Consider the following 15,160-nt stretch of genomic DNA (forward strand, 5'->3'; position numbering starts at 1 on the left):
GGGAAGAACTCGTACCAGGAGCCGTACAGGGCCCGTTCCCGCTCCACGAGCAGGGGCAGCGGCTCCGAGGTCGTGACCAGGTCCCGCAGCGGATGACGGGCCAGGACCTCGTCCACCTCCGGCGTCAGCGCCGCAGCCAGCCGCGCCGCCGGAGGCAGCGAGTCGTCGCGCAGCGCCTCCGCGGCGTCGAGCAGCACGCCGCGGCCGGCTTCCCTGGGAACGCCGGCCGCCGCCCGCTCGTGGAGATCGGCGCCCTCTTCGAGGACCAGCCCGGGGTCGATGCCGGCCGGCACCTTGATGCCCGCCGTGTGGCGCCAGGTGGCCACCGGGTCGCTCCAGGCCTCCACCCGGTACGTCCAGCGGCCGACGGCGTCCGCGGTGACCTCGGCGCCCCAGCGGTCGCTGCCCGGGGCCAGCTCGCGCATCGGCGTCCACGGGCCGGGGCGGCCCTCGGGATCCTTCAGGACGACATTGGCGGCGACCGCGTCGTGCCCCTCCCGGAACACGGTGGCGGTGACCTCGAACGTCTCGCCCACGACCGCCTTGGCCGGTCGGTTGCCGCCCTCCACGGCCGGGCGGACGTCCCGTACCGGGATCCGGCCGATGGCCCGGGTCCTGCTCATGGTCCTCACCTCCACCGTGCTCGAAAGCCGGGCCATGGGCCCGGTTCAGGGGACAGGATGTGCGGGAAGGCGGCTACCGTCCCGCGGGGGAGCGCCGCTCCGCCGCCGGCGGTCTTCGCCGGACCGCGGTGGCCGGACGGGGCCGTTCGTTCGGTTCCTGCAGACAGGTGACCTGCTGTTCCTGCAGACGGGTGACCTGGTTCGGTTCCTGCAGACGGGTGACCTGGTTCTGTTCCTGCACCGGGGCGACCTGGTTCGTGCGCAGATACCGCTCGGCCGCGTCCGCCGCCTCCCGCGCGCAGCGCTTGCCCATCAGCACACAGAGCGTGTAGCCGGAGTCCTCGAACGTCGTCCGCACGGTGCGGTCGTTCGGTGCCGCGAGCATCGCGCGTTCCCAGGCCCGGTAACGCCGCAACTGCCGGGCGACTTCGGCTTTGGCGGGTAGCAGCATGGCGCCGATCACCTTTCGGGCTTCGAGGGGCACGGTCTCCCGACGGTCGGACGGCGGCCGTGCGCACAGCGGCACGGACCCGTAACGGCGATCGAGTTCTTCACACATGGTGCACGGGTGACGACGCAGCGTCTTGTTGGATCTTCAATCAATGACGGCTCGGTCGAGTCGCCCAGGTGCGTCAAGGCTTGCTCACTTGGGCACCGAAAGGCCTCAACTGTGCGCTCGTGTTGCACGAACGGGCTAGCACCCTCAGGCTGAGGGTGACTCAGAAGCGATAAGCGCTCACGTTCCGTGTTCGGGGCTCGTCCCGCAGGACCGCGGGAGCGAGGAGGAGCTGAGCTTCGCGGTGAGGAGCCGACCGATGAAGACCGCAGTGCCCTGCTACTACCACCTCGACGTGGAAGTCAGCCCGGAACGGGTGGGACAGGTCAGCCGCATTCTGGCCGCTCACCTGAGGTTCTGGGACCTGGACAACCTGATCCAGCCCGTCTGCGGCGGTGCCGAGATGCTGCTCAAGGCCATCGACGAGCACGCCACGGACAAGAACACGTCGATCGAGATGTGGTGGAACGGCCAGCACCTGATCACCGCCATCGGGGACAACGACCGTGCTCTGCGCCCGGACCAGGAGCTGCGTGGCTGCCTGGAGCACCTCGCGGCGATGAGCGACGGCTGGGGCTGCTGCGCCACCGAGACCGGTAGCAAGGTCATCTGGTTCTCGCAGCGCGCCCGGGCCGGCGAACGTGTCCCGCTGGTGCCGACCGCGCCCGCTCCGCACCTGAGCGAGGGCCTCGACGTGCCCCGCGAGGTGCGCGTCGCGCAGCTGGCCGGCCCGGCCAGTACACCGGAAGAGGTCCTGGAGGACGCCCGGTGACCCGGCGGCAGACCCGGAAAGGGGTGTCCGCCTGGAGCGGACGCCCCTACCCGCTGGGTGCGGAGTACGACGGGGAGGGCACCAACTTCGCGCTCTTCAGCGAGGTGGCCGAACGCGTGGAGCTCGTCCTCGTCGACGACGACGGCACCCACACCGACGTGCCGCTGACCGAGGTCGACGGCTTCGTCTGGCACGGCTACCTCCCCGGTGTCGGCCCCGGCCGGCGCTACGGCTACCGCGTGCACGGGCCGTGGGCCCCGGCCGCCGGCCACCGCTGCAACCCGGCGAAGCTGCTCCTCGACCCCTACGCACGCGCGGTCGACGGGCAGATCGACAACCACCCCTCGCTCTACGAACGGAACCCGGACGGCCCCGACCCGGCCGACAGCGCCGGGCACACCATGCTCGGTGTGGTGACCGACCCGGCCTTCGACTGGGGCGACGACACCCGGCCCTGCCGGCCCTACGCCGACACGGTGATCTACGAGGCGCACGTCAAGGGCCTGACCCGCACCCACCCCGAGGTGCCCGCCGAACTCCGCGGCACCTACGCCGGGCTCGCCCACCCCGCGGCCGTCGGACACCTCACCTCGCTCGGCGTCACGGCGGTGGAACTGATGCCGGTGCACCAGTTCGTCCACGACGGTGTGCTGCACGACCGCGGTCTGGCCAACTACTGGGGCTACAACACGATCGGCTTCTTCGCACCGCACAACGGCTACGCCGCCCACGGCACCCGCGGCCAGCAGGTCGCCGAGTTCAAGCAGATGGTGAAGACCCTGCACGCGGCCGGGCTCGAGGTGATCCTCGACGTGGTCTACAACCACACCGCCGAGGGCAACGAGAAGGGCCCCACCCTGTCCTTCCGGGGCATCGACAACTCCTCGTACTACCGCCTGGTCGACGGCGACTGGGAGCATTACTACGACACCACCGGCACCGGCAACAGCCTGCTGATGCGCCACCCCTACGTACTCCAGCTGATCATGGACTCGCTGCGGTACTGGGTCACCGAGATGCATGTCGACGGCTTCCGCTTCGACCTCGCGGCCACCCTGGCCCGGCAGTTCCACGAGGTGGACCGGCTGTCGGCGTTCTTCGACCTGATCCAGCAGGACCCGGTGATCAGCCGCGTCAAGCTGATCGCGGAGCCGTGGGACGTCGGCGAGGGCGGCTACCAGGTGGGCAACTTCCCGCCGCTGTGGTCGGAGTGGAACGGCATGTACCGCGACGCGGTGCGGGACTTCTGGCGCGGTGAGGACCACACGCTCGGCGAGTTCGCCTCCCGGCTGACCGGCTCCTCCGACCTGTACCAGCACAGCCGGCGCCGGCCCCGCGCCAGCGTCAACTTCGTCACCGCGCACGACGGGTTCACCCTGCGCGACCTCGTCTCCTACAACGACAAGCACAACGAGGCCAACGGCGAGGACAACCAGGACGGCGAGAGCGCCAACCGGTCCTGGAACTGCGGCGCCGAGGGGGCCACCCGCGACCCGGCCGTGCTGGAGCTGCGCACCCGCCAGCAGCGCAACTTCCTCACCACGCTGCTGCTCTCCCAGGGCATCCCGATGCTCTGCCACGGCGACGAGCTCGGGCGCACCCAGCGCGGCAACAACAACGCCTACTGCCAGGACAACGAGATCTCCTGGATCGACTGGCGGCTCACCGAGGAGCAGCGCGACCTGCTGGAGTTCACCCGGTACGTCATCCGGCTGCGCACCGGGCACCCCGTGCTGCGCCGGCGCCGCTTCTTCCTCGGCGAGACCATGACCCGCGCGGACCAGCCGCTGCCCGACCTGGTGTGGCTGGCGCCGGACGCCCAGGAGATGACCGACGACGACTGGCAGCGCGGCGACGCGCACTCCGTCGGGGTCTTCCTCAACGGCGACGCCATCGCCGAACCCGACCCGCGAGGCCGCCCCGTCGTCGACGACTCGTTCCTCCTGCTGTTCAACAGCCACTGGGAGCCGGTCGGCTTCCGCCTCCCCGACGCCGCCTACGGCGAACGCTGGACGGCCCTGATCGACACCGCCGCCCCGGAGGGCACGCCCGACGAGGCGGAGCACAAGGCGGGCACGGCCCTGACGGTCGAAGCACGCAGCCTGGTCCTGCTGTCGCGGCCTTCCCGCACCAGGATCAGGTGACTGGCTGACGACGACCAGCAGAGCAGGGGACTCGTGACGTCAGCGGCCCCGGCGCGCCGTCACCGTGAACTGCGCGCCGTCGTGATCGCGCAGCACGGCCTCGTCGCTGCCCTTGGACAGCACGCTGCCGCCGTGCAGTTCCGCGGCCCGGGTGCAGGCCTCGACGTCGTCGACGCTGAAGTGGACCTGCCAGTGCGGCCGGATCGTCGGGTCGGGGGCGGCCTCCAGCGCCCCCGACTCGATGCGCGCCACCACGTCACCGCGGCTGCGCAGCACGACCTCCCCGCCCTCGTAGTGGACCTCGCAGCAGCCGGGGCTCTCCGACGCCCAGTCGAGGACCTCGCCGTAGAAGATGGCGGCGTCGAAGGCGTCCCGGGTGTGCAGCGTGATGAAGGCAGGCTGCGCGTTGCGCCAGGTCTCCCAGTCGGTGAACAGGTCGCCCTCCCAGATCCCGAAGGTCGCCCCGTCCCGGTCGGCCAGCAGCGCCGCCCGGCCCGGCGGCAGGGAGATCGGTCCGACCGCGACCGTGCCCATGCGTTCCTGCACCCGCGCCACCGCGTCGTCCGCGCTCCGCACGGCGAAGTACGGCGTCCACGCGACCGCCATCTGCCACATGGCGGCCACGCCCGCGATCCCGGCCACCGGCGAGCCGTCCGCCAGCGCGATCCGGAACCGGTCGCCGAGCTTGGCCGGCCGCCATTGCCAGCCCAGCACGGCCCCGTAGAACTCCTCGGTCGCCTTGACGTCCCTGCTGGTCAGACTCACCCAGCACGGTGCGCCGAACACGGAGTGTGAAGAGACGACGTCCTTGGTGCCGGAGGGGGTGGGCATGTCGTGGTTCATGGCAGTCGCGTCCTGATCTCGTCGGCCTGGCAGCCACCGGAGGAATGACACCAGTGTCCAACCGGAACCCCCGTGGGCGCCTGCCGAGTACCCCGGCGACGGCAGCAAAACGGCGGGGTGAACCGGCCTGGACCGCCCCGGTGGCACCGGGCGGGCCGAGTGACGACGATGGAGGCGTCGGACACTGCGTCAAGGCACTCAAGCACCCCACGAGGTCATGGGGACAGCGGCGCACCGGACCCGGAGGTGACCATGCCCACGGACGGGGGCTCGGAGCGGATCTTCGAGTTGCAGGAAGAAGTCCGGCAACTGAAGGAGGCGGTCGTCTCCCACGCGGTCGTGGACCAGGCGATCGGGATGGTCGTCGTGCTCGGCCGGATCTCTCCCGACCAGGGCTGGGCCGTGCTGAAGGAGGTCTCCCAGCACACCAACATCAAACTGCGCAACGTCGCGGAACTGATCCTCGTCTGGGGACGCACCGGTGTGATGCCCCGGGAGATACGGGCCGAGCTGGAGGACGCCCTCGACCGCGCCGGACCGACCCAGATCCCCGAAGCGCCACCGGAGCAGTGATCCGCCCGGCGGCGCCGATGGGGGGTCCGGTCACCTGACCTCGGTGAGCAGCTCCTCGCGCAGATGGGCGAAGCAGCTGCTGAGCAGCCTCGAGACGTGCATCTGCGAGATGCCGAGCTGCTCCGCGATGCGGCTCTGCGTCATGCCCTTGAAGAACCGCAGGTAGAGGATGATCCGCTCGCGCTCCGGCAGCGCCTCCAGACAGGGCTTGACGGCCACGCGGTTGACGACCGTGTCGAAGGCCGGGTCCGGCCCGCCGATCGCGTCCCCGAGGGCGTAGCCGTCCGTGCCGGGCATCTCAGCCTCCAGCGACAGGGCGGAGAAACACTCCAGGGCCTCCATGCCGGTGCGCACCTCACCCTCGGTGAGGTGGGCGTACTCGGCGATCTCGGCGACCGTCGGGGAGCGGCCGGGGGTGGTCTGCGACAGCTCCTTGGCGGCGTGCCGCACCCGGTTGCGCAGGTCCTGGACCCGGCGGGGGACGTGCAGCGTCCACATGTGGTCGCGGAAGTGGCGTTTGATCTCGCCGGTGACCGTCGGCACGGCGTAGGCCTCGAAGGCGTTGCCGCGCGCCGGGTCGTAGTGGTCGACGGCCTTGACGAGACCGAGGGCCGCCACCTGGTAGAGGTCCTCCAGGGCCTCGCCCCGGCCCCGGAAGCGGACGGCGATGCGCTCGGCCATGGGCAGCCAGGCCTCGACCAGCTCGTCGCGCAGGGCCTTTCGCTCGGGCCCCTCGGGCAGCCGCGCGAGACGTGCGAACGCAGCGGCGGTGTCGGGGGCGTCGTCGTGGGGGTGCGTTCTGGTGCTGCCGGCGATACGCATGGTGCGCACCTCCCTGAGCAGGTGCCGAAGGGTCGGACACCGTAGGAAGCACGGACTCGGACCTCACGGAGGGGCACCCGGGGCCCGGGCGGCTCCCACGGACGTGCCTCCGGTCCGAAGCACTTCATCGCCCTTTCCCGGGCGGGGAGACCACGAAACAATTCCGACAATACGCCCATTCGTGAGCATGGGCTTTTCCGGGAGCCGCTGCCGTCTCGAGTACATCCCTTGACTCCGCCTTGGCCCGATTACCTCTGTCACAGAGCTGATCTCGCCGCATGGAGCCGGAGACCTTCCCCGAAGAGCTGGCCGACGCGCTCGTCGGGGTCCAGCGGCTGATCCGGCGGCGCCTGCGCCGCGAGATGCCCGACCCCCGCCTGCGTGGCGCCGAGGCGGAGCTGTTGCGCCTGGTCGTGACGCGGCCCGGCATCGGCATCTCCGACGCGGCGAAGGACCTCGGGTTGGCGGCCAATTCCGTGTCGACCCTGGTCAACAAGCTGGCGCGGGCGGGCTGTCTGGTCCGTGAGACCGACCCGGCCGACCGGCGGGCCGCCCGGCTGCTGCCCACGCCGGCCGCCGGGGCCCGGCTGCGCGAGTGGCGCCGCCGCCGCGCCGATCTCGTGCGACGCCATGTGTCGCGGCTCGACGAGGCGGACTGCGATGCCCTGCACGCCGCGATCCCGGCCCTGCGCAAGCTGGCCGACGCCCTGCACGAGGAGGCCGGCGAGTCATGACGCGGGACACCGGACGACCACAGGCCGAGGCCGTCGCCTGCACCGGGCTCGTCCACGGCTTCGGCGAGACCCGGGCCGTGGGCGGACTCGATCTCACGGTCCGGCAGGGCGAGGTCTTCGGACTGCTCGGCCCCAACGGCGCCGGCAAGACCACGGCCATCCGCTGCCTCACCACCCTGCTGCCGGTGCCGGCCGGCACGGTCCGTGTCTTCGGCCACGACGCCGCCGGCGACCGCATGGCCGTACGCCGGCTGCTCGGATACGTACCGCAGCAACTCTCGGCGGACGCCGGTCTCACCGGGCGGGAGAACGTCGCCCTGTTCGCCCGGGTCTTCGACGTGCCCCGCCGGGAACGCGCCGAGCGCGTCGCCCGGGCCCTGGCCGCCGTCGGCCTCGCCGACGCCGCCGACCGGCTCGCCGCCACCTATTCCGGCGGCATGGTCCGACGGCTCGAACTCGCCCAGGCCCTGGTCAGCGCCCCGCGGCTGCTGATTCTCGACGAGCCCACGATCGGCCTGGACCCGATCGCCCGCACCGGCGTGTGGGACCACATCGAAGCGGTCCGCGCGGCCACCGGCATGACCGTGCTCGTGACCACCCACTACATGGACGAGGCCGACCAGTACTGCGACCGGGTCGCCCTGATGCACCGCGGCCGGATCCGGGCCCTCGGCACCCCGGCCGAGCTCAGGGAAGGGCTCGGCGCCCGCCGCCGCGCCGCGGGCGCGGCCACGGACACGCTGCCCACGCTGGAGGACGTCTTCCGCGACGTGGCAGGCAGTGGTCTCGACGACGAGGCAGGAGAATTCCGCGATGTCCGAAGCACCCGCCGCACCGCCCGCCGCGTCGGCTGACCCTGCTCCCGGCCAGGGCACGGACCTGCTGCTCAAGCCCCCGCAGCCCCGCGCCGGCTGGCTGCTGCTGCCCGCCCGCGTCGGTGCGATGTGCGTGGTGGAACTGCAGAAGCTGCGCCACGACCGCACCGAGCTCTACACCTGGGCGGTCCAGCCGGCCCTCTGGCTGCTGATCTTCGGCCAGACCGCTCCTCGTCACGCCGACTCCGCGCTCCGCGCTGATCACCGGCAAGGCCTTCGCGGCGGGAGTCAAATCGCTCGTCCAGGCGGTCGTGGTCCTTCTCATCGCCGCCCTGCTCGGCGTGGCACTGACCTGGAACCCGCTCAAGCTGCTCGCCGTAGCCGCGATCGTCGTCCCCGGCTCGGCCTTCTTCTCCTGCCTGTCGATGATCATCGCCGGCATCGTCCTCAGCCGCGACCGCCTCATGGGTTTCGGGCAGGCGATCACCATGCCGCTGTTCTTCGTGGTGTCACCGCGGCCTCGGCCCTGCTGGGCCGTCCGGCCCGTTGATCTTCACCCGGGAAAGTGATGTGCGGCACGCGGCGGCAAGCGCTTTCTCCGCTTGTTTCCGGATAACCGCTGGGCACGGCTTGATCACCGATCAAAAGGGATGAACTGCCAGGCCACAGCGCATTCCGCTCATTTGACAGTGCGCTCGGCCCACAGATAGGAAGCAGCTTCCAGAGGTCGAGAGGTGCAGCGTGTACGAGCCGAACGTGGTCGGGGACTGGCAGGAGTACGACGAGCATGCCGGTCTGCGCGTCCGCGTCCACCGTCTGGAGCTGGCCGAGCCGCCCCGCGGCCGTGACGACGCCGCCGACGGGCTGACGTACTTCAGCCTCCGCGTGACCGTCGAGAACCGCGGCAGCCGGCACCTCGGCATCCACCTCGAGGACGGCCAGATCGACGTGCGGATCGGCCCGGACGGGGAGAGTGCCTTCCTCGACTGGCGCAACTCGCAGTTCATCGAGGGCTTCGACGTCTACCCGCTGCGCCGGGCCACCGCCGTGCTGTACGGGGCCGGCGCCGAGGCGTCCCTGGGTCTCGTGGACGTCCAGGTCCAGCTGCGCGTCGAGGAGGAGTGGGCCGACCGCCGGCTGTGGTCGGGCGGTATCGGCGCGCACGAGGGGCCCGCCGGGGCGCAGCAGGGCGCGCTCCGTGACAGCCTGGCCCACCAGGTGAGCGTCTTCCTCCAGGACCAGGCGGGGGAAGGCACCGCCTGATCCGGTGTCAGCGCGTCCCGCCGGTCAGTGCGGGATGCCGTCGATGATCTCGCGGGCACCCTGGCGCAGCAGGGCCACGGCGACCGAGGTCCCGAGCGTGGCCGGGTCGAGCCGGCCCGCCCACTCGTGGGCGTTCAGCCGGGTCTTGCCGTCCGGGGTGAACACACAGGCCCGCAGGGACAGTTCGCCACTGCGGTCGACCTGCGCGAACCCGGCGATCGGGCTGTTGCAGTGCCCCTGGAGCACATGCAGGAACATGCGCTCGGCGGTGGTCTCCCGGTGGGTGTCCGGGTCGCCGAGACCGCTCACCGCGTCGATCAGGTCGGCGTCGTCCTCACGGCACTGGAGCGCCAGTACGCCCGCGCCGATGGGCGGCATCATCGTCTCGGTGGAGAGGATCTCGCTGATCACGTCCTCGCGGCCGATGCGCTCCAGGCCGGAGACCGCGAGCAGGAGGGCGTCGGCCTCTCCGGCTGCCAGCTTGGCCAGGCGCCGGTTGGCGTTGCCCCGGAACGGCACGCACTCCAGATGCGGGTGGGTTGCGGCCAGTTGGGCGACCCGGCGCACCGACGAGGTGCCGATCCGCGTCCCGGCCGGCAGCTCGTCCAGGGTGAGCCCGCCCGGGTGGATCAGGGCGTCCCGGACGTCGTCCCGCTTGAGGAACGCGGCGAACACCGTCCCCGCGGGGAGCGGCCGGTCGGCGGGCACGTCCTTCACGCAGTGCACGGCGAGGTCGGCCTCACCGGCCAGCAGTGCCGCGTCGACCTCCTTGGTGAACGCGCCCTTGCCCTCGACCTTGGACAGGTCGCCCATCCACTTGTCACCGGTGGTCTTCACCGGTACGACCTCGGTGCGCACTCCGGGATGGGCGGCGGACAGCTCCGTCCGGACTCGCTCCACCTGGGCGAGCGCCATGGGGGAGTCGCGGGAGACGATGCGGATCAGTTCGGGGACGGACATGCCGCCACGATAGACCCTCCCGGGGGTACGTCCGTGCCATACCTCCCCCGACCGCCCTTCGGCGTACGTCAGTTCGGGACGAGGGGCTCGCTCAGTTCGACCGCGCGCAGGGCCGCGGCCAGGGCCCGCTCGTCGCCCACGCCGAGGGCGGTGTCGGCGAGCTTGATGACGTGTTCGTCGCCGTGGGCGAGGGCCCGTTCCAGCACCTCCTCGGCGGTGCGGCCGGGCGCGGGAGCGTGGGTGAGGGGCTCGGCGTGGGCGTACATGGCGGTGACCGCCGCGGACGCGGTCCACGCCGCGTGCAGGCTCGGTGCCCACAGCTCGCGCGGCAGGGAACCGAGGGTGCGCAGCACGGCGTTGGGTGCCGTCGCCGCGTGCACCAGCATGGTCTCCTCGCCGTGGCCGTGGGTGGCGTACCGGTGGGTCGCGGCCCGGACCAGTTCGGTCAGGCGTGCCCGTGCCGTGTCCGGGTCGGTCACGTCGCCCGCCCACAGCGGCAGTCGCCGTACGGCCGCCAGCCGGTCGGGAAAACCGCCTCGGGGGTCGGCGATCGGCGGCACGGCGTCCAGGGACCGCGCCGCACTCGGCGCGGCGGGCAGTACGGCGATGCGGGACACGGGACGGTGCCGGGCCGCCCAGTAGCCCAGCCCGTGGGCGAGTTCGGCGAGCCGCGGCGCGCTCTCGCCGGCTCCCAGCGCCCGTACGGCGTGGCCGACGCGGATCACCGGGTGCGTGGAGCCGCCGTACAGCCCCGGCAGCAGCCGTGGCCACCAGGCCGCGAGGACGTCCCGCCAGGGTCGTTCCGCCAGGGCGTTGTCGAAATACTTGATCCAGTCGGCGGCCCGGCGTGGATCTCCCAGCGCCTCACGCCAGTTGGCGTCGGTCACCGGTGCCACGGGGGTGGGGAAGTCCTCCAGCTTGGGCCGGTACAGGTCCAGCCAGCGGTGCACGGCGTCCGCCCGCCCGTGCGCGGCCAGCGCCTCCACGACCATGGGGGCGTGGTTGGTGAGCCGGCCGAGCCGCTCCGGCCCCGAGGCGTGGAGCCGTTCGAGGGCTTCCTCGAGTGTCCCTGTCGTGTCGTGTGCGTCCATGAACGGGACGCTAGGCGGCCGCCCCGCGCCGGCGGATCGGACGCGGGGCGGAAGCCGGACCCGGCCGGGGGACCTAGGCCCCCCGGCCGGGCCGGGCGCGATCAGGCGTAGGGGTCGAACGCGATGCCGGAGGGCTTGGCCGACGCGAGGTGGTTGGCGAAATTGGCGTCCTTGAGGCCGAAGTTGGCGCTGCCGAAGTTGTAGGACGTCAGCTTGTCGCGCACCCCGGCCGGGTAGCCGTTCCAGCCGACCAGCGGGGGGTACTGCCAGGTGCCCTTGTGGTTCTCCGGCGGCTCGTCGTTCGAGTTCGCGAGACGGAAGCAGTGGGTGCTCGCCCCGTCCTTGTGGTAGACGATCTTCGGGTGCGTGCCGTCGAAGCGGACCTGCGACGCCGCGTGCACGCTGAACGAGCCGTGGGCGGACGCCGAGACGTACTTGACCTGGTTGTCCTGCACGAACACCGCGACGTGCTCGAAGTCGTGCCGGTGGCCGCCGATGCCGCTGCCGGCCACCGCCTGGTCCTTCTCGAAGTAGAGGGCGTACAGGATGGCGCACCAGCCGTTGTTGCACTTGGAGCGCGAGTAGCCGTTGGTGTTGTCCAGGTCCGAGGCGTCGCGGCAGTCGCCGTTGAGGGCGCCGGTCGGGTTGAGACCGCCGTTGACGGTGCCGTCCGCGCCGATGGCGGGCGTGGAGTAGCAGCCGTCGGTGTCGTAGTCGTAGGCGGGCTGGAACGTCTGCTCCAGCGACTCGGCGTTGGCGGGCAGTGCCCGCGGCGGGGCGGCGGAGGCCGTGGCGGGGAAGGCGAGGACGAGGGCGGCGGCACCGGCCAGTCCGGTGAGCCATCTCCTGCGGGGTGCGAACGGGCGTGACGACACTGCGTCCTCCTCTTGGGCGCAGCCCAACGGCTGTGGGGGAAAGGGAGGTTCAGCTTCCAGGCTGAACGCGTCCATGCCAAGAGGAAGGTGTGATCCCAGGGGTGAATCGCAGCCCAACAGCCAGAGTCGCGGCCCCGTTTCAGACCATGTCGTCCGGGATGTCGGCCGCGGCCTCCTCGGGCGCGAGATCCGGCCGGAGCCGCAGCCAGGACGGTTGCCGCAGCAGGCCCTCCCGGGTGCGGGTGCTGTAGCGCACCTCGCCGACCAGCCGGGGTACGACCCAGTGCGCGCCCGGAGCCCGCGGGGCGGGGTCGAAGGGGCAGACGTCGGTCGCGGCGGCCCGTAGCAGCCCGGCGAGTTCGGTCCGTTCGGCTTCGCTCCAGCCGGTGCCCACGCTCCCGACGTAGCGCAGCCGCCCCGCCGCACGCTGCCCCACCAGCACCGCGCCGGGCAGGCCGGTGAGCCGTCCCTTGCCGGGCTGCCAGCCGCCGACCAGGACGTCCTCGGTGCGCATGTTGCGGATCTTGATCCAGGCCCGGGAGCGCACCCCCGGCTCGTACACCGAGTCCAGCCGTTTGCAGACCAGGCCCTCCATGCCGTGCTCCCGCGTGGCGGCCAGGGCCTCGGCGCCGTGGCCGACGATCGCGGCCGGGGTCGACCAGGAGGGCCCGGCGAGGCCGAGGTCCCCCAGCGCAGCGCGGCGTCGTGCGTAGGGCAGCCGGATCAGCGACCGGTCCCCCAGATGCATCAGGTCGAACAGCACGAGATGGACCGGCACCTCCGCCGCCCGCCGGGCCGCCCTCGCGGGCGCGTGCGCCAGCCCCATGCGGGACTGCAGCAACTGGAAGCTCGCCCGGCCCTGTTCGTCCAGGGCCAGGATCTCCCCGTCCAGCACGGCCGGCACGGGGCCCAAGGCGGTGCCCAGGGGCCGCAGTTCGGGATACGCGGCCGTGATGTCCTCCCCGGAGCGGGCGCGCAGCAGCACGCTGCCGTCCCCGGGGAGATAGACCACCACGCGCTGGCCGTCCTGCTTGGTCTCATAGGCCCAGCGCGCGTCCTGCGCGGGGGGCGGCAGGGTGCCGGGCGTGGCGAGCATGGGCGGGATCAGCGGCAGGTCCACGGGTGAGTTGTGGACGGCCCCGCGCCGGGTCACGCCCGTTTTCCGGGTCTTTCCCCTGAACGGCGTCGATACCGGCGCCGTCCTCAGGGCCCCTGGTTCGCGCCGGGCGGCGCGCCGCTGCTTCGGTCACTGGCTGGGCCACGCCGACGCCGAGCCCTGGCGTGGTGTCCGCACCATCGTGAATTACTTGAGTTAGGCAACGAGCTGGTAAAGTGGCTCACATGTCCACACCACCGCTCCCCGACACCCCCTCCCCGGAAGTGATCGAGATCGAGCGTGCGCTCACCCGTATCACGTACCTGAGCACGCGCGCCCGCCAGCACGACCGGCTGATGGCCCTGGCGGGCGTGCCGCTCGACCGTGCCGCCGTCGCGCTGCTGCGGCAGGTCGCCGACTCCGAGCCGCTGCGGCCGGGAGAACTCGCCGCCCGGCTGGGAGTGGAGGCCTCGCACGTCACGCGCACGGTGCAGCAGTTGCAGAAGTCCGGCTACGTCACCCGCGTCCCCGACCCCGACGACCGCCGCGCCCAGCGCATCGAGCTCACCGACGCCGGCCTGCAGGCCATCGCCAAGGTCCGCGAGGCCGGGGTCCGCGGCATGCAGATGGCCCTGTCCGACTGGTCGCCCGAGGAGCTTCGCCAGCTCGCCACGCTCTTCCACCGCATGGTCGACGACTTCCTCGCCCACGCCGTCGACGAGGAGCCCGAGGGCCGGTCCGCCCCGGTGGGCCGGGCCTGACGCCCGCAGGTCACCGTGTGGCCGGGTCGCGCGGATCCGCCCGCTCGGCGACCGCGGGGCCGGGCGGTGCGGGCTCGCGCAGCCGGCACAGCAGCAGCCGGCCCACCGCGGGCAGGGCGATGAGCGGCAGCAGCGCCGTCCGCAGGGACGTCGCGTCGGCCAGCGCCCCGAGCAGGGGCGCGGCGAGGCCCCTGACGCTCACCGTCAGACCGAGCGTGACCCCGCTCGCGGTGCCCACCCGCCGGGGCAGGCAGTCCTGGCCCAGGGTGATGTGCAGCGAGAACGGCACGTACAGGCCCGCCGACGCCAACGCGACGAACAGGTACACCAGCGGCCCCGGCGCCAGGACCAGGCCGGCCACGGCGAGCACCGTCAGGGCGTACGACCGGCGCACCACCGTCAGCCGCCCGTACCGCTCGGCCAGCCGCCCCCCTGCCAGCGTGCCCACCGCGCCACCGGCGTAGAGCACGAACAGCGCCGCCGTACCGGCGACCTCCCCGCCACCGGTCCGCTCCCGCACGTACAGCGGGACGAACGCGCTCAGACCGACGAACACGACCGAGCGGCAGACCACGGCCCCGGACAGCCGCAGAAAGGCCGGCCAGTCGTCCCGGCCCGTGGTGACGGGCGCACCCGCCCGCGCCGCACCGGACGCGGTCGCGCGCACCGCCGCCGCGCACAGTGCCGCTCCCGCCACCGCGGGCACCGCCAGGAGGGGAGAGGCGCGCAAGCCGCCCGTCGCCATCACGGCGAGGACCAGCAGGGGTGCCAGGGCGAAACCGGCGTTGCCGCCGAAGGAGAACCAACCCATCGCCGTGTGGCGGCCCTGCGCGACGGCCCGCGCCACCCGGGCGGCCTCCGGGTGGTAGGCGGCCACCCCCGCCCCTGACACGGCGACGACCGCCAGGGTCGACGCGTAGGAGCCGGTCACCCCGCTCAGGGCGACGCCCGCCCCGGCCGTCAGGGCGCTGAGCGGCAGCAGCCACGGCATCGCCCACCGGTCGGTGAGCACCCCGAACAGCGGCTGCACCAGAGACGACAGCAGGGAGGCGGCCAGTACGACGCCGGAGGCGGCGGCGTAGGAGTAGGCGCGCTCGGTGACGAAGTACGGCACCAGAGCGGCCACGGCGCCCTGGTACACGTCCACGCAGGCGTGTCCCAGGGACATCAGAGCGACAGGCCGGTTGCGGCGGGAAGCGGTCACCCGGAGATCGTCGCCGCCGGGACGCCTG

At 72.3% G+C, this 15,160-nt stretch carries 16 protein-coding genes and 1 pseudogene; 8 read left to right on the forward strand and 9 right to left on the reverse strand.

Translation table 11 applies throughout. The features are described 5' to 3' along the window. On the reverse strand, positions 1–623 hold a 623-nt coding region (locus ACH4G3_RS39955), incomplete at its 3' end, for a maltotransferase domain-containing protein (RefSeq protein ID WP_397629069.1). Positions 624–696: 73 nt separating this feature from the next. After that, positions 697–1,074: a DUF5133 domain-containing protein gene (locus ACH4G3_RS39960; RefSeq protein ID WP_397629070.1), complete on the reverse strand. Its 378-nt coding sequence runs from the start codon at positions 1,072–1,074 to the stop codon at positions 697–699. A 364-nt stretch (positions 1,075–1,438) separates the two neighbouring features. Here ACH4G3_RS39960 and ACH4G3_RS39965 point away from each other — a divergent pair, with 364 nt between their 5' ends. Both ACH4G3_RS39965 and glgX read left to right on the forward strand, forming a co-directional pair. Continuing rightward, complete coding sequence (locus ACH4G3_RS39965) at positions 1,439–1,951, forward strand: hypothetical protein (RefSeq protein ID WP_020269863.1); 513 nt, start codon at positions 1,439–1,441, stop codon at positions 1,949–1,951. Continuing rightward, positions 1,948–4,095: a glycogen debranching protein GlgX gene (glgX, locus tag ACH4G3_RS39970; protein WP_397629071.1), complete on the forward strand. Its 2,148-nt coding sequence runs from the start codon at positions 1,948–1,950 to the stop codon at positions 4,093–4,095. Before ACH4G3_RS39965 ends, glgX begins: the two co-directional genes overlap by 4 nt. A gap of 39 nt (positions 4,096–4,134) precedes the next feature. On the opposite strand, the gene ACH4G3_RS39975 is transcribed toward glgX, so the two are convergent. Further along, on the reverse strand, positions 4,135–4,938 hold the full coding sequence (locus ACH4G3_RS39975) for a VOC family protein (RefSeq protein WP_243377937.1): 804 nt from the start codon (positions 4,936–4,938) through the stop codon (positions 4,135–4,137). A 252-nt stretch (positions 4,939–5,190) separates the two neighbouring features. Here ACH4G3_RS39975 and ACH4G3_RS39980 point away from each other — a divergent pair, with 252 nt between their 5' ends. Continuing rightward, positions 5,191–5,511 (forward strand): ANTAR domain-containing protein, encoded by a 321-nt coding sequence (locus tag ACH4G3_RS39980; RefSeq protein WP_174523400.1) that lies wholly within the window; start codon positions 5,191–5,193, stop codon positions 5,509–5,511. 30 nt (positions 5,512–5,541) lie between these two features. Here ACH4G3_RS39980 and ACH4G3_RS39985 read toward each other — a convergent pair whose 3' ends face one another. Then, positions 5,542–6,333 carry an RNA polymerase sigma factor SigF gene (locus tag ACH4G3_RS39985; protein ID WP_354749318.1) on the reverse strand — a complete coding sequence of 264 codons (792 nt, stop codon included), beginning with the start codon at positions 6,331–6,333 and terminating at the stop codon, positions 5,542–5,544. A 278-nt stretch (positions 6,334–6,611) separates the two neighbouring features. Between ACH4G3_RS39985 and ACH4G3_RS39990 the strand changes: the two genes are divergently transcribed. The 4 genes and pseudogenes from ACH4G3_RS39990 to ACH4G3_RS40005 all read left to right on the forward strand — a co-directional run bounded on the left by ACH4G3_RS39990 (position 6,612) and on the right by ACH4G3_RS40005 (position 9,145). Beyond that, the gene (locus ACH4G3_RS39990; RefSeq protein WP_397629072.1) at positions 6,612–7,067 is read left to right on the forward strand and encodes a MarR family winged helix-turn-helix transcriptional regulator; all 456 of its coding nucleotides are present in this window, start codon (positions 6,612–6,614) and stop codon (positions 7,065–7,067) included. Beyond that, the gene (locus tag ACH4G3_RS39995; RefSeq protein ID WP_397629073.1) at positions 7,064–7,921 is read left to right on the forward strand and encodes an ABC transporter ATP-binding protein; all 858 of its coding nucleotides are present in this window, start codon (positions 7,064–7,066) and stop codon (positions 7,919–7,921) included. Before ACH4G3_RS39990 ends, ACH4G3_RS39995 begins: the two co-directional genes overlap by 4 nt. Further along, positions 7,881–8,445 (forward strand): annotated as a pseudogene (locus ACH4G3_RS40000) (ABC transporter permease); the annotation flags it as partial. The gene ACH4G3_RS39995 and the pseudogene ACH4G3_RS40000, both read left to right, overlap by 41 nt. Before the next feature lie 178 nt (positions 8,446–8,623). Beyond that, a complete protein-coding gene (locus ACH4G3_RS40005; protein ID WP_397629074.1) occupies positions 8,624–9,145 on the forward strand; it encodes a hypothetical protein in 522 nt (173 codons plus the stop codon). A 24-nt stretch (positions 9,146–9,169) separates the two neighbouring features. Here the strand turns inward: ACH4G3_RS40005 and hemC are convergent, their stop codons facing one another. From hemC to ACH4G3_RS40025, 4 genes are all read right to left on the reverse strand, one after another. Continuing rightward, on the reverse strand, positions 9,170–10,105 hold the full coding sequence (gene hemC, locus ACH4G3_RS40010; protein WP_397629075.1) for a hydroxymethylbilane synthase: 936 nt from the start codon (positions 10,103–10,105) through the stop codon (positions 9,170–9,172). Positions 10,106–10,173: 68 nt separating this feature from the next. Then, positions 10,174–11,196 carry a questin oxidase family protein gene (locus ACH4G3_RS40015; protein ID WP_397629076.1) on the reverse strand — a complete coding sequence of 341 codons (1,023 nt, stop codon included), beginning with the start codon at positions 11,194–11,196 and terminating at the stop codon, positions 10,174–10,176. Between the two features lie 101 nt (positions 11,197–11,297). Beyond that, positions 11,298–12,071, reverse strand: coding sequence for an NPP1 family protein (locus ACH4G3_RS40020; protein WP_397629077.1), 774 nt, complete (start codon positions 12,069–12,071; stop codon positions 11,298–11,300). A gap of 139 nt (positions 12,072–12,210) precedes the next feature. Next, positions 12,211–13,191, reverse strand: coding sequence for an ATP-dependent DNA ligase (locus ACH4G3_RS40025; protein WP_397629271.1), 981 nt, complete (start codon positions 13,189–13,191; stop codon positions 12,211–12,213). A 221-nt stretch (positions 13,192–13,412) separates the two neighbouring features. Between ACH4G3_RS40025 and ACH4G3_RS40030 the strand changes: the two genes are divergently transcribed. Continuing rightward, positions 13,413–13,928, forward strand: a complete 516-nt coding sequence (locus tag ACH4G3_RS40030; protein WP_397629078.1) for a MarR family winged helix-turn-helix transcriptional regulator — start codon at positions 13,413–13,415, stop codon at positions 13,926–13,928. 10 nt (positions 13,929–13,938) lie between these two features. On the opposite strand, the gene ACH4G3_RS40035 is transcribed toward ACH4G3_RS40030, so the two are convergent. After that, positions 13,939–15,096 carry an MFS transporter gene (locus tag ACH4G3_RS40035; RefSeq protein ID WP_397629272.1) on the reverse strand — a complete coding sequence of 386 codons (1,158 nt, stop codon included), beginning with the start codon at positions 15,094–15,096 and terminating at the stop codon, positions 13,939–13,941. Between the last annotated feature and the right edge of the window lie 64 nt (positions 15,097–15,160).

Origin of the sequence: Streptomyces afghaniensis (genome assembly GCF_044327915.1) — a bacterium.
Lineage (GTDB): Bacteria > Actinomycetota > Actinomycetes > Streptomycetales > Streptomycetaceae > Streptomyces > Streptomyces afghaniensis.

Coding starts and splice junctions, on each gene's coding strand:
- ACH4G3_RS39960 (WP_397629070.1), bottom strand. CDS start 1,074: ATGCTGCTACCCGCCAAAGCCGAAGTCGCCCGGCAGTTGCGGCGTTAC.
- ACH4G3_RS39965 (WP_020269863.1), top strand. CDS start 1,439: ATGAAGACCGCAGTGCCCTGCTACTACCACCTCGACGTGGAAGTCAGC.
- ACH4G3_RS39975 (WP_243377937.1), bottom strand. CDS start 4,938: ATGAACCACGACATGCCCACCCCCTCCGGCACCAAGGACGTCGTCTCT.
- ACH4G3_RS39980 (WP_174523400.1), top strand. CDS start 5,191: ATGCCCACGGACGGGGGCTCGGAGCGGATCTTCGAGTTGCAGGAAGAA.
- ACH4G3_RS39985 (WP_354749318.1), bottom strand. CDS start 6,333: ATGCGTATCGCCGGCAGCACCAGAACGCACCCCCACGACGACGCCCCC.
- ACH4G3_RS39990 (WP_397629072.1), top strand. CDS start 6,612: ATGGAGCCGGAGACCTTCCCCGAAGAGCTGGCCGACGCGCTCGTCGGG.
- ACH4G3_RS39995 (WP_397629073.1), top strand. CDS start 7,064: ATGACGCGGGACACCGGACGACCACAGGCCGAGGCCGTCGCCTGCACC.
- hemC (WP_397629075.1), bottom strand. CDS start 10,105: ATGTCCGTCCCCGAACTGATCCGCATCGTCTCCCGCGACTCCCCCATG.
- ACH4G3_RS40015 (WP_397629076.1), bottom strand. CDS start 11,196: ATGGACGCACACGACACGACAGGGACACTCGAGGAAGCCCTCGAACGG.
- ACH4G3_RS40030 (WP_397629078.1), top strand. CDS start 13,413: ATGTCCACACCACCGCTCCCCGACACCCCCTCCCCGGAAGTGATCGAG.
- ACH4G3_RS40035 (WP_397629272.1), bottom strand. CDS start 15,096: ATGTCCCTGGGACACGCCTGCGTGGACGTGTACCAGGGCGCCGTGGCC.